Source organism: Oceanobacillus phoenicis, from assembly GCF_047238145.1.
GTDB lineage: Bacteria > Bacillota > Bacilli > Bacillales > Amphibacillaceae > Oceanobacillus.
The window spans coordinates 771061-793806 of the sequence record NZ_JBDFME010000001.1; the positions used below are offsets into that span (position 1 = coordinate 771061).

Sequence of the window (22746 nt, forward strand, 5' to 3'; positions counted from 1 at the left end):
TTCTTTAACTAGTGTATCTCGCAGTAGCGCCTTTTTCTGTGGATAATTATTATTTCTTTGCTAATTGTGTTAAAAATAGGTCGGGATTTAGTGGAGAACTTTCAATTACAATAGCGGTTAAGCCAGTTGATGTTTTTGTTTCATGCCATTCTCCTTTTTTCCAGAAAACCGCTTGTCCAGAATGAATAGCTGTTTGATCTGTATCTGAGGTACGAATCCACCCATCTCCGTTGACGATAAGAAGTAGTTGATCTACGGATGCTTGATGATATCCAATGATGCCGTTGTTCTCTAGATGCATGCATCCAATTCTCGTCTCATAATTGGTCTGAAGTATTCTAGTCATAATAAAATTTGAATCGAAATGGGTAATATGCTGACCGTATTGTTTATTAAAACAATAAATCTTCAAACAGATAACTTCCTTTCAAATAGGATACATTTATTTTTCGACATAGTAATGGAAAAACCCTTGTGGTGTTCTGGAATCGTTAACAGCCTTGATGTACGTGAATTCAAATTATTTATCCACAGAAATTGAAACTTATTCACAATACGGGGATAACTTTCATAAGAAAATCTATATTTGGTGTAGAAGATATGTTCGGACACAAAATAACTACGAACATTTGTGCATATGTGTATAAAATTGTGGATAACTTACAATGATTTGGAGGATATAAACAGATTTTTACACTTACGCAGATGTTTTCCACAAATGCATGTGCGTAAAATCTATATTTTTTTCCAATTGCCTACGTGTTGCCAAAGCAATACTAGTAAAACCAGTAAAACTATGTCTAAACGCGAAGCAAATAAGAAAGATAATAGACCTTCTGTCCAAAGGATCGGGATTTTTGCAAAAAATAGTGCGCCAATCATGATGAATATAAGTGGTGGAATGGCTAGATGAAGATAGATCCGGCCGATGAGTAACATACCTGCTAGAAATTCAATCATAGCGACAAGAAAGAATAGGGTTTCCGGAAAAGGCAGTGCTAATTCATGGAACATTCCTCTTCTGGTTGGGTCGATGAGTTTTATTAGACCAGATATAATAAATACATACCCCAATACATAACAAATAAACTTATTCGGTAACAAAAGTATAACCTCCCTTCTTATTTCACTGTATGCAAGGTTGTGGACAAACTTGCCAAGCAATCATAAAGAAAGTAAACATTTCGAATAAGTATATTGTTATGACGCTATAATTTATGGCGAATGGCTATTAATTCTATATAATTGTTTTTTATTGCTTCATTAATCAAACACCTCAACCTCTGTTAATTTCTTGGCAGTTTCAAATAAAATCTCAACGGCTTTGGCAATATCTAGTGAGTCGGACCATTCTTCTGGGGTATGACTAACTCCATCTCTACTAGGGATGAAAAGCATGCCGACATCTGCAACTTCAGCTAAAACCATTGCGTCATGACCAGCTCCACTATTAATAGAACAATAAGGTATATCTAAATTACTGCTAGCTTTCTTTAGCTGGGAGATAATATTTGGATTCATTGCTCTCGGCTCCATATATAATTGCTGACTAACCGTGATTTGTATCTCATCTTTATTGAAGGAATCTACCAATTCGTTCAAATTACGAATTACATTCTTGATATGTTCTTCTTTGCCAGAACGGATATCTACTGTGAAGACAGTCTTACTGGGAATGACATTGGAACCATTCGGAAAAACATTTAGTTTTCCTGTAGTAGCAACGGTACCTTCACCTTCCTCCTTAGCCAGGGAAGGAATTTGAGCGATAATATGTGCTGCACTCACTAAAGCATCTGAACGACGATCCATTGGTGTTGTACCGGCATGTCCTGCTCGACCTTCCACCGTAATTTCAAATTGAGTTAGACCGACAATTGCTTCTACTACACCAATTGGAATTTTTTTATCTTCTAAAATAGGTCCTTGTTCAATATGCAATTCTAGATACGCCTTGATTGTTTCCGGGGCTCTCTTTTTGGGGAGTGATGGGTCTAGTCCGATTTCCTTCATTGCCTCTAAGGTGGAGACACCGTTTTGATCCGTGAGTTCTTGAAAATCTTCTTCACGAAGTAAACCAGTCATTCCTCTTGACCCCATCAATCCTCCGCCAAACCTTGATCCTTCTTCTTCAATAAGAGCAATGACTTCTAGCGGATATTTTGGTCTAAGGTTATTTTCTTTAAATAATGCAGAAACTTCTAGACCTGCTACTACTCCTGCTGGACCATCATAAGAACCACCATTTGGAACAGAATCAAAATGAGAACCAATCAGAATACTTGGAGCATCCTGTATAGTCCCATCTAATTTTCCAAAAATATTTCCAAAGCCATCTTCACGAACTTGTAAACCATATTCCATCATTTTATTTTTGATATATTCCCGTGCCTGTTTGTCTTCCTGGCTATAAGTGAGCCTTGTTGTTCCTTGACCTGGAGTAGCTGTAAATTTACTTATGTTATCAATTTGTTCTTCAATTCGAGTTTGAAGATTGGTCATGTTAATTCTCCTCCATTTTATAAGATACACGAAAAAAAGTGATGGTATTAATGGTAATACTATTTGATTAATATGACAATTAAAAATACATAATGGTGGACAATCTCGTCAAGCAATTTCGAACAAAGTAAATAATTGTCGAATAAGTATATTGTCACGGATTGAAATAAACTATATAATTTCATTTAGGTGTCTAAAAGAGGGGGTTCACAGGAATGTTAAAATGGTTTTTTTCTTATTATAAGCCACATAAGCGCTTATTTATTATAGATTTTTCAGCTGCGGTATTTGTCGCATTATTAGAACTTGCTTTTCCAGTTGCTGTACAATGGTTTATTGATCGGCTACTGCCTGGAGAAGACTGGAATGCGGTTGTAACGGTAGCTATCCTGCTATTATTGGTTTATATCATAAGTACGTATTTACAATATGTCGTCGCTTATTTAGGACATAAGCTTGGTATTAATATAGAAACAGATATGAGAAGAGACTTGTTTTATCAAGTGCAGCGACAATCATTCCGATTTTTTGATAATACAAAAACCGGACATATTATGAGTCGAATTACAAATGACTTATTTGATCTAGGAGAGCTTGCCCACCATGGACCAGAGGACTTTTTCATATCGATTATGACCTTTATCGGTGCTTTCATTATTATGTTTACGATAAATCCATTATTGGCGATGATTATCTTAATTTTAGTGCCAATTTTAATCTTCTTGATTACATATGGAAATATTCGCATGAATAAAGCTTGGAAGAAAATGTACGGAAATATTGCCGATGTGAATGCACGTGTGGAAGATGCGGTATCAGGTGTCCGTGTCGTACAATCGTTTACGAATGAAACATTTGAAAAAGAACGTTTCCAAAAAGATAATGAAAAGTTCCGTTTAGCAAAAGTTGGGGCCTATAAGGTAATGGGAATTGTCCATTCCAACATTTATTTATTAATGCGTTTAATGACGTTAGCCGTATTAGTAATTGGCGCGTGGTTAACGTATCAAGGGCAACTCACAGCTGGGGAATTAGTTAGTTTTATTTTATTTGTCAATGTCTTAACAACACCAATCAACAAAATTACTGCTTTATTAGAATTATATCCAAAAGGAATGGCTGGATTTAAACGATTTACAGATTTAATGAAAGTGAATCCAGATGTACAAGATAAAGAAGACGCTGTGGAAGTTGATGAATTAAAAGGTAATATACAATTTCAAGAAGTAACGTTTGGTTATGAAGAATCTCATCGTGCGGTATTGAACAATATGAGCTTCACCGTAAACCCGGGAGAAACCGTTGCATTTGTAGGACCATCTGGTGCTGGTAAAACAACCATATCAGCATTAATTCCACGTTTTTATGATGTAACCAAGGGTTCCATAACAATTGACGGTATCGATATTCGTGATATGACGAAAGAATCGTTACGTAGTCAAATCGGTGTCGTACAGCAAGACGTATTTCTATTTACTGGAACATTACGAGAAAATATTGCGTACGGGAAATTAGATGCGACCAATGAGGAAATCGAGCTTTCTGCAAAACGTGCCCATATGGAAGATTTTATTAATGAACTTCCGAATGGATATGAAACGCAAGTTGGAGAGCGTGGTTTAAAACTATCAGGTGGACAGAAACAGCGGATTGCGATTGCGCGTATGTTCTTGAAGAACCCGCCAATTTTAATCTTAGATGAAGCGACTTCCGCATTGGATACAGAAACAGAAATGATTATCCAAACAGCATTGAATGAGCTTGCTGAAAGCCGAACAACGATTGTAATTGCCCATCGACTTGCAACGATTAAGGAAGCAGATCGAATCATGGTCGTTACTAAAAATGGAATTGAAGAAGAAGGGTCACATGAAGACTTGTTGCAAAAACGCGGATTATTCGCGCATTTACATGATGTACAAATGAAGAAATAAAATAGAAAATGTCGACGCTATGTCGGCATTTTTTAATGTGTGAATCCTGGCAGCTCTATTTGGAAGCTTTTTTACTTGTCGATATTTCCCGGGGAATAAAAATTGATGCATCATCCTTCTTCAAACATAATTTTCTGATGATGAGAAATGCTATAGGTGATGCTTATCAAACAGGAGGTTTTTATAAAATGAAGGATAAAAAGCAGTTATTTTTAAGTTTTTTGATGATAGTGGTATTAGCTTTGATGCTTCCGATGAGTGCGCTTGGAGCACCGGGAAATGATGCTCCACCAGATCCTGCTTATGCGAAATGGGGCAGAATTGCCGTACAAGAAGTAAAAGCCAAATATCCTGAAGATAAAGTAGTGGATTACTTACATGTTGGCAGAAAAACAAACAATCAAGAGACGATAGAAACTTTCAAACTATGGCTTGAAGGAGAGACGAAAGAGTTCGGTGTCATTATTGATATTCATTTTGATACCGATACGGAAAAAATAACAAATATCCAATTTAAAGAGACATCAAGATAATGATTTAGGCTTATCTGAATCGATACCATTCACTTGCTAACTTTCCGTACATGATTAGATCGACATAATGATCATATAGCCATTCTCCTTGGCGAATGAGTCCTTCTTCCTTGAAGTCAAGTCGTTCTGGTATAGAGCGGCTTTTTTGATTTTGAACAGCTGCTCGAATTTCGATCCGGTTTAAACCAATTTCATGAAAACCGATATCAATCAATGAACGGACAGACGCTGTCATAATACCGTTTCCTTGATATTGAGGTGCTAACCAATAACCAATTGGAGCAATTTTATTATGCCAATCAAAATAATTAAATCCCACTAACCCTGCAAACTTTTTGTCAACAAAAATACCCAACGTTAAAGCTCGTTGATTCTCTGCATTTCGAATTGTTTGATCAATAAATGAAAGGCTGTCCTCCGCTTTCTTGGTAGTATCCACCCAAGGAAGCCATTCTCGCAAATAATCACGTGATTGATCTATAACATTGAACATATCTTTTGCGTCTTTTAGTTTTAGTTGACGAAGCTTGGTTTGATTATCAATTACATAGCTGAACATACGTATCATGCCCCCTAGCTTAGGTATCATTATTTTAACATAAAAAGATTTTATGTGATCTACATTATAAGTAAGATAAACAGCATTGAAGTTCACGAACTAGACAGAAATGTATTACAATAGATATGATAGGCTATGTAAACACGTAGCGAATTGGAACAAAAAGATTAATTATAGTGTATGTGAAATTTATAGCTCCTCACCAAAAAATGAGAATCGCAGCTGTAATCAGTTACTAATTGTTTGTAAAATCCACGGATAGACTCTATTTCATATTAGATAAGGAAGGTCCTACCATGTCGGAAGAAACTATTACACGGATACATAGAGGAAATAAGGAATATATTTTAATTGGAACAGCGCATGTTTCAAAAAACAGTGCTGAACAAGTAAAAACAGTCATTGATCAAGAACAACCAGATGCGGTGTGTATTGAGCTTGATGCACAACGATATCAATCAGTGATGGAAGGAAATAAGTGGAAGGATACAGACATTTTTCAAGTCATTAAAGATAAAAAAGCGGTTATGCTATTGATGAACTTGGCGATCTCCTCCTTTCAAAAAAGAATGGCAAAACAATTTGGTATTCGCCCGGGCGAGGAAATGATTCAAGGAATTGAATCGGCGAAAGAACATAATGCAGAATTAGTATTAGCCGATCGTGATATTCAAATTACATTTGCACGTATTTGGGGAAATATTAACCTAAAAGGAAAAGCAATGTTAATGATGCAAGTAGTAGGTAGTATTTTTAGTAATGAGGAAATTACAGAGCAAGAAATGGAGAAAATGAAGCAACAAGATACGATTAATGCAATGCTCAAAGAATTTACCGAATACTTCCCAGATTTGAAAAAACCATTAATTGATGAGCGTGACCAATACCTTTCACAAAAAATAAAAGAAGCCCCTGGAGAAAAAATTGTTGCTGTACTTGGAGCAGCGCATGTTCCGGGAATTACAAAAGAAATTGAAAAGGAACATGACCTGAATAAATTAACGGAGCGACCAAAGAAATCCAACGTTCCAAAAATCATAGGATGGTCGATTCCAATTGTAATTATTGCAATTATCGCCTATACCTTTATGATGAACCCGCAAGCTGGTTGGCAACAAACGCTAAGCTGGATATTATGGAATGGATCATTATCTGCGATTGGCGCTGCAGCAGCATTTGCACATCCGTTAGCAATCTTAACTGCATTTGTCGCTGCTCCAATTACATCATTGAATCCATTGCTTGCTGCCGGGTGGTTTGCAGGGTTTGTTCAAGCCTATTTTAAACGACCAAATGTTGGGGATTTTGATCAACTGGCGGATGATGTCCACTCCGTAAAAGGGTTTTGGCAAAACAAAGTAACACGAATCTTGCTCGTCGTTGTTTTAGCCAATTTAGGTAGCTCACTTGGTACATTTATAGGTGGAGTTGACGTTGTTCGAGTATTTATTAATAACTTATTTGGTTGATAAAATTCATAATCAGTTCTGCGTCCTAAATCGACTTGTTTAATTCAGAAAAGAAATAAGTTCCTTCATATTTTTTAGTGGAGGAACTTTTTTTATAGTGTTTATATGAAAAAAGAACGCGTTAATACGATACGCGTCCTTCTAATTCTGCCTGTTTTAGTTGTGCTAATTCGTTCATGAGTGTATCTTTTTCTTTCGATAATTTCATGAACTGATTATGATTCAACTTGCTCTCAGAAGCATGATCCATACGTCTTTCAAGTTGATCAATTTTTTCTTGTAGGTCTTGCTTTTTTCTCAATTTAATACACCTGCTTTTTAACATTCTTACTAAGTATATTTACGCTATTTCTACGTATCAAACATGAAATAGGGTTAAATTTGACAGTTTATGAAAATAATATAAAAAAAGATGCTACATCAATACATTATAATAGCGTAGATGACTATAAATCCGTTATGATAGTATTAATATTCAATATATGGAATTGGGAGGAATTAACTCGTGATCATTGCGATCATATTTTTATTATTTGTTTCATTTTTCTTCTCTGGAAGTGAAACCGCATTAACGGCTACAAATAAAATGAAATTACAATCAAAAGCGAATAATGGTGACAAAAAAGCGGAAAAATTGCTGAATTTAGTATCGAAGCCGAGTGAATTTATCACGGCTATTTTAATAGGGAACAACATTGCTAACATCGTGTTGCCAACCTTGGTAACGATGATGGCTGTGCAGTATGGTTTTAATGTAGGACTAGCTTCTGCAATTTTAACGATCACTATTATTATATTCTCAGAAGTAATTCCAAAATCAATTGCGGCAAGTTTTCCGAATCAAATAGCTAACCTTGTGTATCCAATTATTCGACTGGTAGTGACCGTCTTAAAACCAATTACAATTTTATTAAATGGACTGACCGGTTTCATCACGAACTTTCTTTCTAAAGGACAAGCACAAACAGAGTCTGTTTCAAAAGAAGAACTTCGAGCAATTGTGGATATCGCTGACTCTGAAGGAACATTCCGTAAAGAGGAGAGCTCTCGTATCCGTGGAGCGCTTGATTTTTATAACTTAAATGTAAAAGACGTATTAAAAACACCAAGGGTAGAAATTGTTGCTTTAGAAAATACGGCTACATACGACGAGGTAAAAGAACTTGTACTTGCGAATCCATTTACAAGATATCCTGTCTATGATGAAGATATTGATGATATCATTGGTGTGTTTCATTCCAAATATTTAATTGCGTGGACGGATGATAAGGGGCAACCTTTTTCAAACTTTAGCGATACAGATCCACTTTATATTTATGAATTTAATAATATTGAGTGGGTATTCCGTAAAATGACTCAAGAAAAGAAACATATGGCCATTGTGCTAGATGAGTATGGTGGTACGGAAGGTATTGTTACGCATGAAGATATTATTGAAGCGATGATTGGTTTAGAAATTGAAGATGAAATGGATGCAAAAGAAGATGCATTAATTGAGAAATTAACTGATACGCAAATTATATGTGATGGAAAAATTACACTGCATCAATTAAATAATGCGTTTGATACAGATATTCCTGAGGATGAAGATGTACTAGCTGCTTATTTATTAACGCACTTTACAGAGTTTCCAAAAGAAGGAGATGTGTTAGAGAGAGAGAACTTAACCTTCCACATCTTAGAAGTAGATTCTCGATATATCAGTCGCGTACAGATTATAAAATAAATAGATATAAAAGAAAAGCAACTAGTACAGTTGCTTTTCTTTTTTTACATAATGAAAGATACAACGACAGCAATCAGGAGAAGAATAAGGAGTAGGATTAACGTTCCTTTCCACCCCATACCACCAACAAGATCAGCGAGGTTACTTCCTTGTGAACTGCTAGCAGGATGCTTTAACTCTTCTTGTCTTAATTTTTCTCTTTGTTGTTCCGGTCGCTCTTGGCCATTATTCATTTGTTTCACTCCCCTAATTTTATGAAGATGTGATGAATCGATAGAATAATTGATAAACCTTCGTAACAACGAGGACGATGACATATATCACGAGGAGATTAAGTAAAAAACCTGCCCATTGAAACCCAAAGCTTCCACTTGTATAGATAACTAACCAAAATGCAGGAATGCCTAGGTATTGATCACCATTTGTAGTAACTGTTTGAAGTGCAGGAATAAATGAGATACCGATCATGATGGCGATACTAATGATAAACAGAATAAGATGCGTGATTTTTTTCATGACGAGTACTCCTCAATTTCTTGTTGTATACAGTATATATTGGCATAAAAAAAGATGAACGTAAATCCTCCCATTATAATCGTTTCTAAAAATATGTGGTTATTTTCTTGTAAAAAGAATCATACAATGATATAGTGTTCTTTAAATCGTAATGATTACGTTTTGTGTTAAGGAGTGTTAGCGTGTATGAACATCTAGAAGAAGAGCTGATTTCTAACATAGTAAATGAATTACCAAAAAAGGAGAGACAAATTTACCAAGCATTTATAGAAATAGAAGATATTCTGATTCACGAGGCGGATACCTATGAACAACTGAGGAATTTAGTTTCGATTTACTCTCCTCATAAAAGGATTGCGGAGAAGCTGGGTGTATCATTAGAAGAATTATTAGAACAGTTAAGTGATATCGATGAAAAAGTGACAAGAAAACTAGAAAAAAGAAAAACATTTCTTTACTGGAAAAGTAAATTATAAGAAATTTATCCACTGTACTTGATATTACATTGAACTTGCCTATGGGTTCATATTTTTTTGGTTTTTTATTCGTAATGATTACGATTTGTTAAGAATTCATTTTAGAGGAGCTTTAAAAATATGGAAAAGAATGCAAGGACGCCGGTTACTATAGTGACAGGATATTTAGGTGCAGGTAAGACAAGTTTTTTAAACCACCTCCTCCATCAAACAAATGAAAAAATTGCTATTATCGTAAACGAATATGGTGATATTGGTATTGATGATCAATTAATAGAAAAGACAAAAGAAGAGATTATTGAAATCAATCAAGGATGTATATGCTGTAATGTACGCAAAGATTTAATTGACACATTATCGATGCTTTTATTTACAAGAGAACAAGAAATGATTGAATTCGATAGAGTAGTAATAGAAACAACTGGCTTAGCAGATCCGGCACCGATTGTTCAAACATTTTTAATGGATCCGAAAATGATGGAAGCATTCGACATTGATAGTGTCTGTACGATAGTGGATAGTAAGCATATTTCCATGCATTTAGATCAGAAAGATGAATCACTCAGCCAAGTAGCATTTGCAGATAATATTTTGTTGAATAAGATGGATTTAATTTCTAGTGATCAGTTAGAAATGTTGAAAGAGAGAATAACAAAGATAAATCCGTTTGCTACTATATATGAAACAACAAACAGTAATATTGATATAAATAAAGTTACTAATCTTTATTCATTCGATTTAAAGGATAAATTACAAATGCGTCCTACATTTTTACATGAGACCCATCACCATCATGATAACGTGACTTCTTTATCGTTAATAGAAACAAAACCTCTAGATTTAGGAAAACTAAATCTGTGGTTCTCTTATCTAGTTCAAATACTTGGAGAAAGTCTATACCGTTACAAAGGTATTTTATATATCAATGGAAAAAAGAAAAAGTATATTTTCCAAGGTGTTCATATGTTGTTTGCAGCAGAGGAACAAACCGAATGGGGAGATGCTTCACCAAGAAGCGAGATGGTATTTATCGGAAAAGACTTAAACAAGCAAAAATTGAAGGAACAATTTCAAAAGTGTATCTCAAGGTAAAAAAATTTTAAAAGTTTAATCGTAATCGTTACGATGTAGAAAGAAGGAATAAGATGGTTAAACACTATGATGTTCTAATCGTTGGAGCTGGAGCATCAGGAATAGGTATAGGAATATTGCTGAAACAGATGGGGTGTGAGAGTTTTTGTATAGTTGATAAAGGAACCATAGGAGAGACCTTCAATCGTTGGCCAAAAGAAATGAGGTTTATCACTCCTTCTTTTCCAGCGCAAGGATTCGGGCAGACGGATTTAAATGCGATTGCTCCAAAAACCTCGCCAGCTTATACATTAGATGAAGAACACCCCACCGGAGAAGATTATGCGGAATACTTAGACTTACTAGTGGAGCATTATGATCTACCAGTAGAAGAGGAAGTAGAAGTATATAATCTGAATAAAAGAAAGGATCAACTTTTTGAAGTAGAGACATCAAAAGGAGAGGTATTAAGTAAGTTTGTTATTTGGGCAGCTGGTGAGTATCAGTATCCGGATGTAGAAGCTATTTCTGGAGCAGAGCACTGTCTTCATAGTAGCCAAATTCAATCATGGGAAGAAATGGATTCAGAACAATATATCGTAATAGGTGGGTATGAAAGTGGAGTTGACGCCGTTTGTCAATTAGATAAAGGACAGAAAAGTTCCACACTTATTGCAAAAACCCCGACATGGGAGATTGATAGTAGTGATCCTAGTACGGCTTTAACGCCATATACCTATAAGCGATTAAGCGAATCAATGATGAATGGAAGAATAGATTTAGTACAGAACCAAACCGTTGTTTCTGTGGAAAAGAAAGATGATAAATATCGTGTATATACACAGGGAGGCAGGAGATTCACAACTTCACAACGACCAATTTTAGCAACTGGATTTAAAGGAAGTACGTCACGTATCTCCAACCTTTTTCAATATGGAAATTATGGTGAGCCATTAGTTAATGATAAGGATGAATCTACAAAATGCAATAATCTTTTTCTTGCTGGTCCCGAATTAAGGCATGGGAGTCATGTGTTTTGTTATATTTATAAATTTCGACAAAGATTTGCTGTGGTAGCTGAAGAAATTGCAATGAGATTAGCTTTAAATACAGATGTTCTAGAAATGTACAAAAATGAAAATTTCTACCTATATGATCTTTCCAATTGTGGAGAACGTTGTGAGTGCTAACTCAAAACAAACATTTGCTTTAGTGGGTCTAGAATCTGTAGGTAAGTCTGCTATATTTAGGCAATTAACAGGAAATCAAGCAGGCGTGGAAACGAATATAAAAGGTTCTACAGTCGTACTTACTGCTGGTTTTATAAAAGAAGCACCTACGATTCAAATTGTGGATACTCCGGGAATTCGTTATGAAGATGACAGCTATACAACGAAAATGACGTTAGAGCAGACGGAGGATTTAGACCAACTGATTCTTGTGGTGAAAGGTTCTCGTTTAAAAGAGGAACTTCAATTATTGGAAGATCAGTTGAACTTGAGAGGGAAAAATATCACAGTTATCGCGACGCATAAAGATAAATATCATCCGACGGAAAAAGAGAAACAGTTCATTAGAGGTCTATTAAACGTACCAGTCAACTGGTGTAATAGTCGGCTGCTGGATTCCGTTGATTTAAAGGACATTCTAGAGTCATTTTCTCTTTCTTCAGAATGGAAGCTAAACAGACATATATTGGAATTTCTTCCATCAGAGAAAGAAAGTAAAAGAGATAATTGGTTTGAAGCTTTGATGGTGCATCGATGCTTTGGTCCCTTGATATCTATAGTATTAATGATTTGTATGTTTGCTTTTCCGGTCTTCCTGGCTTATCTATTTTCCAGTTACTTCGAGCCAATCACCGAAAATATTATTATTGCGCCGCTGGAAAATATTTTTATGAATTATTCTGATTGGACACAAGAATTATTTATCGGTCAATATGGTGTGCTGACACTTGGATGGTTCTCGTTCCTGTGGGCTTTTCCAGTCGTTATTCTTATGGGTATAAGTACATCGATAACAGAAGAGACAGGCATACAAGAACATATTACTCATGCATTGGATCCATACTTGAGAAAAATAGGATTAACTGGTAGAGATTTAATTCCAGTATTAACCGGATTTGGTTGTAATGTAGTGGCAGTAATGCAAAGTAGAAGTTGTAGTAGCTGTACTAGAGGCGCATGTATTTCCATGATTTCATTTGGTTCTGCGTGTAGTTATCAGATTGGGGCATCTTTATCATTATTTGGAGCAGCTGGATACCCTTTATTATTTGTTCCTTATATTCTCGTTCTGTTTTTTGTTGGGGCACTCCATACGAGATTATGGCAAAAAAATGATGCGCCATCTGCAATGGTGAGTTCTCTTCCATATTTACAACGAATGACATGGAGAGGGACTGTATTTCGTGTTAAAACGATTGTGAAGCAATTTCTTCTCCAAGCAATGCCTATCTTTATATTGATATGTCTGATTGCTTCTGCTCTTAACTATTTTGATGTAATCGATATTTTATCGGTAGGCATAGCGCCATTATTAGGAATATTTTCGTTACCAGCAGAAGTTGCTCCAGGTGTCGTATTTTCTATCTTTCGAAAAGATGGAATGATGATTTTAAACGAAGGACAAGGCTCTCTATTACAATCAATTGAAGTTTGGCAATTATTTATTGTCGTTTACTTAGCATCTACCATTTCATCTTGCTTGGTCACACTGTATTCGATAACAAAGGAATTAGGCTATAAATATGCATTAAGTACTTTTTCCAAACAATTTATTACATCGATTGTAAGCACGTTTATTTTATCGATGATCTTATATGCAATCTATAACTAACTGTAAGGTGGTGATAAGGATTGATTCTATCTAGTGAAACAATCAGAGAAAAACTAGATAAAAAAGAGGTATTAATTGAACCATTAGATTATGAAAATATTCAACCTGCATCTATTGATTTAAGACTTGGACAGCATTTTCAAGTATTAAATGAATATATAACAAGTAAAATTTCTATGAAAGAAGAAGGAACTTACCAAGATATATTCATTGGTGAAAGTGATTCGATTATGATTCCTCCTCATTCATTTATGTTAGCAACAACAAAGGAATGGGTGAGATTATCCAATGAATTTACTGCATTTGTGGAAGGAAGAAGCTCTATAGGGAGATTGGGTTTATTCGTACAGAATGCAGGGTGGGTTGATCCTGGATTTGAAGGCAGAATTACATTAGAACTATATAATTCAAATCGATTTCCTATTGAATTAGTAGAAGGAAGGAGAATATGCCAATTAGTTATTGCGGAAGTTGATAAGCCGACAACTGCTTATCAAGGAAAGTATAGTAAACAACAAAGTACAACTACAAGTGCTATCCATATGGATAGAGAAAATCTAAATTAAAAATAAGAAAGGTGATATTAGTATGGCTAAAAAATCAAAAATAGCAAAAGAGAGAAAGAGACAACAGATGGTGGAAAAGTATGCGGAACTTCGTAGGGAGTTAAAGGCAAAAGGTGACTATGAGGCAATAAGAAAATTACCTCGTGATTCTTCACCGACTCGGTTAACCGGGAGATGCGAAGTAACAGGACGACCAAGAGGATATATGAGACAGTTTAAAATGTCTAGAATTGCTTTTAGAGAGTATGCGCATAAAGGACAAATTCCAGGCGTGAAGAAATCAAGTTGGTAATTTAAAAAAGGAGAGGCTACTGTCTTATGTATAAATGGATTATTGTTGGCGGAGGTGTACAGGGATGCTCTGTAGCCTCTCGATTACTTATACAGAAAAAAGTAACCACAGAAGAGTTGCTTATTATTGACCCACACGCTGAGCCATTAGAAATGTGGCAACGAACTACGAGTAAAATCGGTATGCAGTATTTAAGGTCACCGGTAGTACATCATCTAGACGCAGACCCATATAGTTTGAAGAAGTTTGCGAAGCTACATGATTTTGCACAACCTTTTAAAGGAAAATATGGTTGACCTCGTCTAGATCTTTTTAATGATCATAGTTTAAATTTGGTGAATAAAACAGGTGTAAGAGATTGCTGGAAACAAGGTAATGTGAATAAGCTTGCAAAACGTAATGATGGTTGGGAAGTTAGTGTACAAGAAGAAGGTCAGATATTCTATGGTGAACGTGTTATCTTAGCCATAGGTGTGAATAATGCGCCGCATTACCCTAGTTGGGCACAAAAATTAAAAGACAATGAGCGTATGAATCATATATTTGAATGGAAAGAAGAAGACTTCCCTAACAGAGGGAATATTATCGTTGTTGGTGGTGGCATGACAGCTACTCAACTCGCTTCCAATTTGTCAAAACAAAAAGATGTTCATTCGGTTATTTTAATAAAACGTCATCCGTTTCGCATCCACCGTTTTGACAGTGATCCGGGGTGGCTTGGTCCCAAGTTTTTAGCTAGCTTTCATAAATTAACGAGTTATAGGAAAAGGCGTGAAGTGATCCAAGAGGCTAGGTATCGCGGCTCCATTACAAAGGATGTCTATTTAAATGTAAAAAAACAAATAAATGCCGGGAAATTGCATGTTTATAATGGAGAGATTGTCTCTGCAAAATTAGAAGATCAAGGGATCCAACTTATAACGAGTCAAGATGAAGTGCTAAGTGGTGATGAAGTTCTATTATCAACTGGTTCTGAGTCTATTTTGCCGGGACGAGAATGGTTGAAAGATGCCATCGATCATATAGGTTTACCTTGCGCTCCTTGTGGGTTTCCAATCGTCTCCGACTCATTAGAGTGGAAAAATGGTCTATTTGTTGCAGGTGCGTTAGCAGAACTGGAGATAGGGCCAGTTTCACGTAATATTGCTGGGGCGAGAAAGGCTACCGAACGAATTGTACAAACCGCATAGGAGGAAAATCAATTGTCTAAGAAAGTACCAGTCACGGTGTTGAGCGGATATCTAGGATCCGGCAAAACAACACTGCTGAACCATTTATTAAATAACAAACAAAATCTAAAAATAGCTGTCATCGTGAATGATATGAGTGAAGTAAATATAGATGCAAGTATGGTAAAGATGGGAGGATTTAGCAGAACGGAAGAAAAGCTAGTAGAGTTACAGAATGGTTGTATCTGCTGTACTTTAAGAGAAGATTTGATACAGGAAGTAGATAATCTTACTAAACTGGATATCGATTATATCGTTATCGAATCTTCGGGTATTTCAGAACCAATTCCAGTTGCTCAAAGTTTTATGTATGAGGACGAGGAGTTGAAAATTAATCTTAGTGATCATTGTAGATTGGATACGATGGCAACGGTTGTGGACGCAAATCGCTTTTGGGATGATTATGGATCTGGAGACAGTTTGCTAGATCGTAATCAAGAAGTAAATGAAAGCGATGAAAGAGAAGTAATTGATTTACTCATCGATCAAATCGAATTTGCAAATATAATCATATTAAATAAAGTAGATTTAGTCGATAAAGAACACATGGAAGAATTAATGGCAGTTCTTAAGCAATTAAATCCTGAAGCACAAATTATTAAAACGAAGTATGGTGTCGTACCATTAGAAGCTATACTCCATACGGGTTTGTTTGATTTTGAAAAAGCTAGCCAAGGGGCTGGTTGGATAAAAGAGCTAAATGAAGAGCATATTCCAGAAACGGAGGAATATGGGATAAGTTCTTTTGTGTATCGCCGTAATAGACCTTTCCATCCAGAAAGATGGAATGAATGGTTGAACAATTGGCCGAATACGATTATCCGGGCAAAGGGATTCTTCTGGTTAGCTTCAAGAAACGATGTTACCGGATTACTCTCACAAGCTGGCACCTCACTCTCTATTCAAGGAGCGGGTAAATGGATTGCAACGTATCCAAAAGAAGAGCAAGAGTCATTGATTAATGAAGACCCTAATCTATTAGATAACTGGGATAGTAAGTATGGGGACAGGATGAATGAGTTAGTTTTTATCGGGATAAAGATGGATAAGCAAGCAATCATGAAAGATCTAGATAAATGTTTATTGACGAATTTGGAAATGGAATCCGATTGGAACAAATTGATAGATCCATTGCCGGCTTTTAGTTAGGAAAATTTCCTAAGAAGAGTATTTTTTAATATTTAAATCGTAATGATTACGTTTGTAGGCTGGTGCCTCTACTTCATGGAAGTCAATCTATCGACTATTAAAATTTGAAAAAGTAAAGGAGAACAATATGAAAAGAAAAATCCCAGTTACTGTGTTAAGCGGATATTTAGGTGCAGGAAAAACTACATTATTAAATCATATTTTAAATAATAGGGATAATCTTAAAGTAGCTGTCATTGTAAATGATATGAGTGAAGTCAATATTGATGCAGATCTGGTGGAAACAGGAGGTGATTTTTCCCGAACGGAAGAGAATCTAGTTGAGATGTCTAATGGTTGCATTTGCTGTACGCTAAGAGAAGATTTGCTAATTGAAGTGGAGAAAATCGCACAAAATGGAGATATTGACTATATCGTTATTGAATCATCAGGAATTAGTGAACCAATCCCTGTTGCTCAAACGTTTTCTTACATTGACAAAGAAATGGGTATCGATCTTACGAATTTCTGTCGATTAGATACGATGGTGACAGTGGTAGATGCGTATCGATTTTGGCATGATTATGAATCAGTAGATAAATTAATCGACCGTAAACAGGCAGTAGGAGAATTAGATGAACGTAATCTAGCAGACTTACTTATCGATCAAATTGAGTTTTGTGACGTTTTAATTATTAATAAATCTGACATGGTGAGTGAAGAACAGCTAGAATCATTGACTAGAGTAATACAAACATTACAGCCAGATGCCAAAATTATTCAGACAAACTATAGTGAAATTAACCCAGAAGAAATACTAAATACAAATCGTTTTAGTTTTGAGAAGGCAAGTCAATCTGCAGGGTGGTTAAAAGAATTAATGGCTGGTCCAGAAGAGCATACTCCGGAAACAGAAGAGTATGGTATTCATTCTTTTGTTTATAGCAGGAGAGTTCCTTTTCATTCGGAACGTTTTTATAAGTGGATTAGTCAAATGCCTATGGCAGTCGTGCGTGCAAAGGGAATTTCTTGGTGTGCAACTAGAAATGATTTAGCACTTCTACTCTCTCAAGCAGGGCCATCAGTATCCATAGAGCCAATATCATACTGGGTGGACTCTTTATCCAAGCGAGAAAAAAACCGTATCTTAAAAAACAATCCTAATTTACGGGAGGATTGGGATGAGTCATATGGTGATCGAAAAACCAATCTTGTATTCATCGGAGTAGATCTGCCTAAAGAAGCAATAATTAAAGAGCTTGATGATTGCTTATTGACACAGGAAGAAATGAGAAAGGATTGGTCAACGATGAACGATCCTTTTGTATGGGAAGTAAACACTCAGTAGGGTGAACCGAACGATGAGCTTATTTCATGGCTCCTTTTCTGTATCTTTCCCCCTGGATTCGTTATAATGAAAGGAGAGCATTAGGAACGCAGAGGAGTGCAACGGAGTGAAATCCATTCAGGTACAACAACTAGTAGAAGAATTTAATTTAGAAGTGTTAGCGGGAGATGAGCATTTAGAGCGGACCATTGCTAAGTCTCGTACACACCGCCCAGGCCTTGAGTTTATCGGTTATTTTGATTTCTTTCCAATGGAGCGGGTGCAGATATTAGGGAAAAAAGAAATTAACTACCTCCATCAGCTTAATGAGCAGGAACGTGATATGCGGATAGGAAATGTTGTAAATTATCATCCACCTTGCTTTATTGTAACGTCAGATCAAGATGGACTAACATACTTGAAAAAATATTGTCATGCAGAACAAATACCATTGTTGCGAACGAAAGAAACAACGGTAGATTTTATGGCGAAGGTGGATCATTATCTTACAAGAAAACTAGCAGCAGAAATTGCAGTTCACGGAGTTTGTATGAATGTACTTGGAATTGGTATTTTGATTCGCGGTGAATCTGGTGTCGGAAAAAGTGAACTAGCCCATACTCTACTTGGTCGTGGACATCGTTTGGTAGCCGATGATATCGTCGTGCTGAAGCGGCTAAGCCACAAAACAATACTTGGCACGCATAATGATAAGAACAAGGAGTTTCTGGCATTACGAAGTGTTGGCCTATTAAATGTCGTACGAGCGTATGGAAGTAGAGCTTTCCAAGATGAGACACGTATATCACTGGATATAAAACTATCGAAGTGGGAAAAGGATTCGCTACATAATGAGCTGGAGTTTGAGACGCAGTACCGGGATTACATGGGTGTTCCTGTGCCAAGCATTGAAATTCAGTTGCAACCAGGGCGTGACGTTGCTGGATTAATAGAAGCGGCAGCGAATAATTGGTATCTGCAACAACAAGGTTATAATGCAGCAGAAGACTTTATGAATAGAATCGAATGGCAGGATGGGGATGATTGACCCCATCTTGTTTTTATATTGAAGCAGTTCTAAAGTAGAGCATTTTTAAAAACGAAAATACAGAGTAAGAGAGGAATTTATGGTGAATAGAACAGTTCTAAAAACGAAAAATTCAAGGAATTAAAGGACGTTTTGGTAAATAGAACTGCTCTATGTATTGATTTTCCTCCCCATCTTCAGATGTCACATGTTTTTAAGGGTTTAATACATCGTTCCGAATTGTATTGCAATTGCAGCGATAAATAGTAGAATCAGTACTACTGTAGGCCAAGGAGCGTATCCTTTTTCTGATGACGGTGTTGTCGTTGTAGCAGCTACTTCTTGATCACCGTCTAAGGAAGTTGAAATGGATTCTTTAGGTGCTGTGTCTATAGCAATAACATCTAAATTAATTACGTTGGTATCACTGTCGGAATTCCATAAATGAACGAGGACTTTTTCCAAATCGGTACTTGGTAATTTCGGTTGTAGTTTTGCTTCATTGTCAGCGAAAATATTACTTTGTGTTCGAGCACGTCCCCATAATAATGTAAGCTCTCCCCCGGTAAAACCTGCTTTCTGTAACTTTGCTCTGGTAATTTGTTGACTGATATAACCCCAGATAAGGTAGATCACAACAAGCGCTAATCCATATCTTCCTGTTAAAAGCCCCAGTAAGACAAATTCTGTAACAAAGACCAAAAAAGTGACTAACATGGCAGATACGTTTTCTCTAAATACATTTCTCCATATCCAAACACCTGGAGCGGCAAATGCATTTTGAATCGCATTATTAATTTCTCGTTTTCCACGAACAACGCCATTTTCTGTCGGGTGTATCTTTTTGAATGAGGTCCGTATTACTTCGTTTTTAGGATCAAGTTGTCTCGCTTTTGTAATAAGTATCTGTGCTTTTTTATATTTTCTTTGATCATAAGCAGTTAGCGCAAAACGATTTAAGATTGCTGGGTTGTTTGGTTCCTTTTGTAATGCGGCTTTCTCATATTTTTTCGCTTCTTTTTTTTCTTTCAAAAAGTAAAGCATATATGCGTAATGAGCAAGGTAATTAGCATTATTTGGATTTAAACGGATTGCTTCTTGGTATGATTTCTTAGATTGCTCAAAATCAACATTTAAGTGAATCAGTGCATGCATAAAATGGAAATAATCATTATTAGGATAAAGCTGTACAGCGGTTTTAGTGAGGTTTTTCCACTTCTCTGGTTGTAATTCAGTCTCATGGTAAAAAGCAAGAACAACTGTAAGTACATCTTCACTCTCTGGAGCTAATTCATATGCTTGATTAGCCCAGGATAGCGCTTCTTTTTGTTCATTTATGTAATAGTGATGCAATGCTTTTAATACGTACCCAATAGAGTTATCGGGTTGGGAATTGATTTCTCGCTCTGCAAATGCAATGGATTTTTCTAATTCCTCGTTTAGGACGAGCGTCTTTAGTTGTGCGATTTTCACAACGTTCGTATCTGTATTTGCCATCGAATCATCCTTCATATAAGTATCATTTTTAATAACCTGTCCTCTTTAGCAAAGGAACTAATTGTCCGTAAATCTCATCATCCATGTCTGGAAAAGAAGCTAATGGAGCGAATGGGCGCTAACAAACGGATAAGTTTCGCTAACCAAAGGGTGCCACCACTAGGGTCTTCCTTTATTGTAGCTAATATTCGAAAAGTTGGCTACGAAATCAGTGAACAGGATATTATAATCAGAATATTGTGAATTAATCACGGATTTGTTTTCCCCTTACATACATTAGTTAGTATGATTAAGCAATTATTTATAAAGGGGTAGAATAAATGACGAAGACAGAAAACGCAAAGCAACCGTTTTATAAAAATATTTGGATATGGTTCGTGGTAACGGTTGTGGCAGCTTTTGGGATTACTTTTTTTGTAATGGACGACTCTGATGAATTGGAAGCGCTGGAAGAAGCGAACACTACGTTGCAAGAAAAAAATGAAGCGTTAGAAGAAAAAAACAAACTTATTGAGGAAGAAAACAGTAGTCTGGAAGAATCAATGGTTTCATTGGAAGAAGAAATGGAGTATCTAATAAGTGATAATGAATTATTATATTCAGATATTACTTATTTAGTCGAATACGTTAGCGAATTAGAAGCTGCTTTAAATGAAGCGTATGAGATTATTGATTCCTATGAGGGAGAGAACTAAATAAGCTGATTACGTATTAAAACTAATCCGTAATAACTCGACAGGTAGCTTTAAGAGAGGCCTGTCTTTTTGTATGAAAAAATATAGGTGAAAATTAGAATATAATACTATACTTAATAAAGTCACTGGAAAAAGTTAATTTTGGTTTATTTTAGAGGGAATCACTAAATAACGATCCTCTTTTCTAAGTAGGAGTGAATTGCGAATGCGAAAAATTATTCTGTTCATGTTTATTCTAATGATATTGCTGGTTGGTTGTAGGCAAGAAGAAGTTTCACGTGAAACAGCGACGGTCCAGTTTACATTAATAGATCGTTATTCTGAGCCGATAAGAGGTGTTACCACAGTGGTAACGGAAAGATTTGATGATGAACCGGTATCAGATATTGGGATGATAATAGAAGAAAGTACGCATAGTAATGTCATTGAAGCAGACTTAACTGTCGGAAAAACGTATCACTTTGCGTTCCAGAAAAATGAAGAATGGATTCATGAAGAGGAAATAAGCGTATCTGATAATGGTGAAGAAAATAAGTATACGATTGTTATAGAAGAATAAATTAAAGCCTTTTAAGTATTGCAAGGCTTTTTTGTATGGGAATTAATATGTGAAAACAGGATTTGCCTCGTCTGTTTTTTAAATTCTGAGTGTCACCTTACTTCTAGCGCGTAGAAGGTGATGTCATTTTACTGAATAGAGTGGCTGAAAAGCCTTATGCAACAAAATAAGAGGAGTTTTGCGTAGGTACACAATTGAACTAATATGTATGGTTATTTAGAATGGTAGGTAACATTATATTCAGGTTTGGAGGGATATGGTATGAAACCTCAATTAGAATCGAGAAAAATGGCTTGTCGTTTAGGCATCGGGATATTTGCAGGAGTGTTTGTAGTAGGTGTTGCAAATAAAGTTATATCGTTATGGTTATAAATGTTTGTAAGGAGGGATTATTCATTATTGTGAAGAAAAGAAAGTCAGCTATCGACTAATCGATTCAGAAGGGTTGTCCGAAGAGGTAACAAGCAATTCGATAAGAAAATTTCTCGCGAATAATACACTTCAAAAGGAATTATATGTGGTAGTTACGATATAACAATGGGTTTATTACATCATATAGATAGACAAGCGGAAAAACCGATGATTGTGTCCTATGATAATATTAAAAAGTTTGATGCTGTTGATACACCGGTACATACAGTTGGAGTTCTTTCTGAAAAAATCGCAGAGAGTTTAGTCCAGTTGCTTATTAAACATATAGAAGCGGAGGAAATAGAAGAATACCAAGTTAAGCAATTATATCCGGAGGTTTCCTATCCAGAGGATTAGTGGTATTGAGTTGCTTTTGTGAAAAAAAGAA

The 22746-nt window shown here is 35.9% G+C and carries 26 protein-coding genes; 18 read left to right on the forward strand and 8 right to left on the reverse strand.

What is annotated here, in order from left to right:
- Positions 1-49: 49 nt before the first annotated feature.
- The 3 genes from ABC346_RS04230 to ABC346_RS04240 all read right to left on the reverse strand — a co-directional run bounded on the left by ABC346_RS04230 (position 50) and on the right by ABC346_RS04240 (position 2502).
- Entirely contained in the window at positions 50-412 is a 363-nt protein-coding gene (locus ABC346_RS04230; protein ID WP_413233676.1) for a cupin, read from the reverse strand.
- Between the two features lie 323 nt (positions 413-735).
- Positions 736-1104, reverse strand: coding sequence for a DoxX family protein (locus tag ABC346_RS04235; RefSeq protein ID WP_413233677.1), 369 nt, complete (start codon positions 1102-1104; stop codon positions 736-738).
- 159 nt (positions 1105-1263) lie between these two features.
- Positions 1264-2502: a Zn-dependent hydrolase gene (locus tag ABC346_RS04240; RefSeq protein ID WP_413233678.1), complete on the reverse strand. Its 1239-nt coding sequence runs from the start codon at positions 2500-2502 to the stop codon at positions 1264-1266.
- Between the two features lie 215 nt (positions 2503-2717).
- Between ABC346_RS04240 and ABC346_RS04245 the strand changes: the two genes are divergently transcribed.
- On the forward strand, positions 2718-4436 hold the full coding sequence (locus ABC346_RS04245; protein ID WP_413233679.1) for an ABC transporter ATP-binding protein: 1719 nt from the start codon (positions 2718-2720) through the stop codon (positions 4434-4436).
- Positions 4437-4624: 188 nt separating this feature from the next.
- Positions 4625-4969, forward strand: a complete 345-nt coding sequence (locus tag ABC346_RS04250; protein ID WP_413233680.1) for a YqzG/YhdC family protein — start codon at positions 4625-4627, stop codon at positions 4967-4969.
- 10 nt (positions 4970-4979) lie between these two features.
- Here ABC346_RS04250 and ABC346_RS04255 read toward each other — a convergent pair whose 3' ends face one another.
- Complete coding sequence (locus ABC346_RS04255; protein WP_413233681.1) at positions 4980-5528, reverse strand: GNAT family N-acetyltransferase; 549 nt, start codon at positions 5526-5528, stop codon at positions 4980-4982.
- A gap of 296 nt (positions 5529-5824) precedes the next feature.
- On the opposite strand from ABC346_RS04255, the gene ABC346_RS04260 reads away from it, so the two are divergent.
- Positions 5825-6997: a TraB/GumN family protein gene (locus ABC346_RS04260; RefSeq protein ID WP_413233682.1), complete on the forward strand. Its 1173-nt coding sequence runs from the start codon at positions 5825-5827 to the stop codon at positions 6995-6997.
- A gap of 121 nt (positions 6998-7118) precedes the next feature.
- Here ABC346_RS04260 and ABC346_RS04265 read toward each other — a convergent pair whose 3' ends face one another.
- Positions 7119-7298: a hypothetical protein gene (locus ABC346_RS04265; RefSeq protein ID WP_413233683.1), complete on the reverse strand. Its 180-nt coding sequence runs from the start codon at positions 7296-7298 to the stop codon at positions 7119-7121.
- 204 nt (positions 7299-7502) lie between these two features.
- On the opposite strand from ABC346_RS04265, the gene ABC346_RS04270 reads away from it, so the two are divergent.
- Complete coding sequence (locus ABC346_RS04270) at positions 7503-8723, forward strand: hemolysin family protein (RefSeq protein WP_413233684.1); 1221 nt, start codon at positions 7503-7505, stop codon at positions 8721-8723.
- A 44-nt stretch (positions 8724-8767) separates the two neighbouring features.
- Here ABC346_RS04270 and ABC346_RS04275 read toward each other — a convergent pair whose 3' ends face one another.
- Positions 8768-8956, reverse strand: a complete 189-nt coding sequence (locus ABC346_RS04275) for a DUF6366 family protein (RefSeq protein WP_413233685.1) — start codon at positions 8954-8956, stop codon at positions 8768-8770.
- A gap of 19 nt (positions 8957-8975) precedes the next feature.
- Positions 8976-9239 (reverse strand): hypothetical protein, encoded by a 264-nt coding sequence (locus ABC346_RS04280; protein WP_413233686.1) that lies wholly within the window; start codon positions 9237-9239, stop codon positions 8976-8978.
- A gap of 182 nt (positions 9240-9421) precedes the next feature.
- Here ABC346_RS04280 and ABC346_RS04285 point away from each other — a divergent pair, with 182 nt between their 5' ends.
- The 11 genes from ABC346_RS04285 (at position 9422) to hprK (ending at position 19217) form a co-directional block, all read left to right on the forward strand.
- On the forward strand, positions 9422-9715 hold the full coding sequence (locus ABC346_RS04285) for a hypothetical protein (RefSeq protein WP_413233687.1): 294 nt from the start codon (positions 9422-9424) through the stop codon (positions 9713-9715).
- A 120-nt stretch (positions 9716-9835) separates the two neighbouring features.
- The gene (locus ABC346_RS04290; RefSeq protein ID WP_413233688.1) at positions 9836-10807 is read left to right on the forward strand and encodes a CobW family GTP-binding protein; all 972 of its coding nucleotides are present in this window, start codon (positions 9836-9838) and stop codon (positions 10805-10807) included.
- Positions 10808-10860: 53 nt separating this feature from the next.
- Positions 10861-11976 (forward strand): NAD(P)/FAD-dependent oxidoreductase, encoded by a 1116-nt coding sequence (locus tag ABC346_RS04295; protein WP_413233689.1) that lies wholly within the window; start codon positions 10861-10863, stop codon positions 11974-11976.
- Positions 11966-13627, forward strand: a complete 1662-nt coding sequence (locus ABC346_RS04300; protein ID WP_413233690.1) for a nucleoside recognition domain-containing protein — start codon at positions 11966-11968, stop codon at positions 13625-13627. The genes ABC346_RS04295 and ABC346_RS04300 overlap by 11 nt, the downstream gene beginning before the upstream one ends.
- A gap of 20 nt (positions 13628-13647) precedes the next feature.
- Entirely contained in the window at positions 13648-14193 is a 546-nt protein-coding gene (gene dcd / locus ABC346_RS04305; protein WP_413233691.1) for a dCTP deaminase, read from the forward strand.
- 22 nt (positions 14194-14215) lie between these two features.
- Positions 14216-14485: a 30S ribosomal protein S14 gene (gene rpsN, locus ABC346_RS04310; RefSeq protein ID WP_011067830.1), complete on the forward strand. Its 270-nt coding sequence runs from the start codon at positions 14216-14218 to the stop codon at positions 14483-14485.
- 26 nt (positions 14486-14511) lie between these two features.
- Positions 14512-14781: an FAD/NAD(P)-binding protein gene (locus tag ABC346_RS04315; RefSeq protein ID WP_413233692.1), complete on the forward strand. Its 270-nt coding sequence runs from the start codon at positions 14512-14514 to the stop codon at positions 14779-14781.
- Between the two features lie 81 nt (positions 14782-14862).
- Complete coding sequence (locus tag ABC346_RS04320; RefSeq protein WP_413233693.1) at positions 14863-15675, forward strand: FAD-dependent oxidoreductase; 813 nt, start codon at positions 14863-14865, stop codon at positions 15673-15675.
- A gap of 12 nt (positions 15676-15687) precedes the next feature.
- Positions 15688-16863, forward strand: a complete 1176-nt coding sequence (locus tag ABC346_RS04325) for a GTP-binding protein (protein WP_413233694.1) — start codon at positions 15688-15690, stop codon at positions 16861-16863.
- 127 nt (positions 16864-16990) lie between these two features.
- Complete coding sequence (locus ABC346_RS04330) at positions 16991-18190, forward strand: GTP-binding protein (protein WP_413233695.1); 1200 nt, start codon at positions 16991-16993, stop codon at positions 18188-18190.
- A gap of 106 nt (positions 18191-18296) precedes the next feature.
- The gene (hprK, locus tag ABC346_RS04335; RefSeq protein WP_413233696.1) at positions 18297-19217 is read left to right on the forward strand and encodes an HPr(Ser) kinase/phosphatase; all 921 of its coding nucleotides are present in this window, start codon (positions 18297-18299) and stop codon (positions 19215-19217) included.
- Between the two features lie 201 nt (positions 19218-19418).
- Here the strand turns inward: hprK and ABC346_RS04340 are convergent, their stop codons facing one another.
- Complete coding sequence (locus ABC346_RS04340; RefSeq protein ID WP_413233697.1) at positions 19419-20693, reverse strand: tetratricopeptide repeat protein; 1275 nt, start codon at positions 20691-20693, stop codon at positions 19419-19421.
- A 320-nt stretch (positions 20694-21013) separates the two neighbouring features.
- Between ABC346_RS04340 and ABC346_RS04345 the strand changes: the two genes are divergently transcribed.
- From ABC346_RS04345 to ABC346_RS04355, 3 genes are all read left to right on the forward strand, one after another.
- Positions 21014-21388, forward strand: a complete 375-nt coding sequence (locus ABC346_RS04345) for a hypothetical protein (RefSeq protein WP_413233698.1) — start codon at positions 21014-21016, stop codon at positions 21386-21388.
- 205 nt (positions 21389-21593) lie between these two features.
- Complete coding sequence (locus tag ABC346_RS04350; protein WP_413233699.1) at positions 21594-21947, forward strand: hypothetical protein; 354 nt, start codon at positions 21594-21596, stop codon at positions 21945-21947.
- A gap of 537 nt (positions 21948-22484) precedes the next feature.
- Positions 22485-22715 (forward strand): type 1 periplasmic-binding domain-containing protein, encoded by a 231-nt coding sequence (locus tag ABC346_RS04355; RefSeq protein WP_413233700.1) that lies wholly within the window; start codon positions 22485-22487, stop codon positions 22713-22715.
- Positions 22716-22746: the final 31 nt, after the last annotated feature.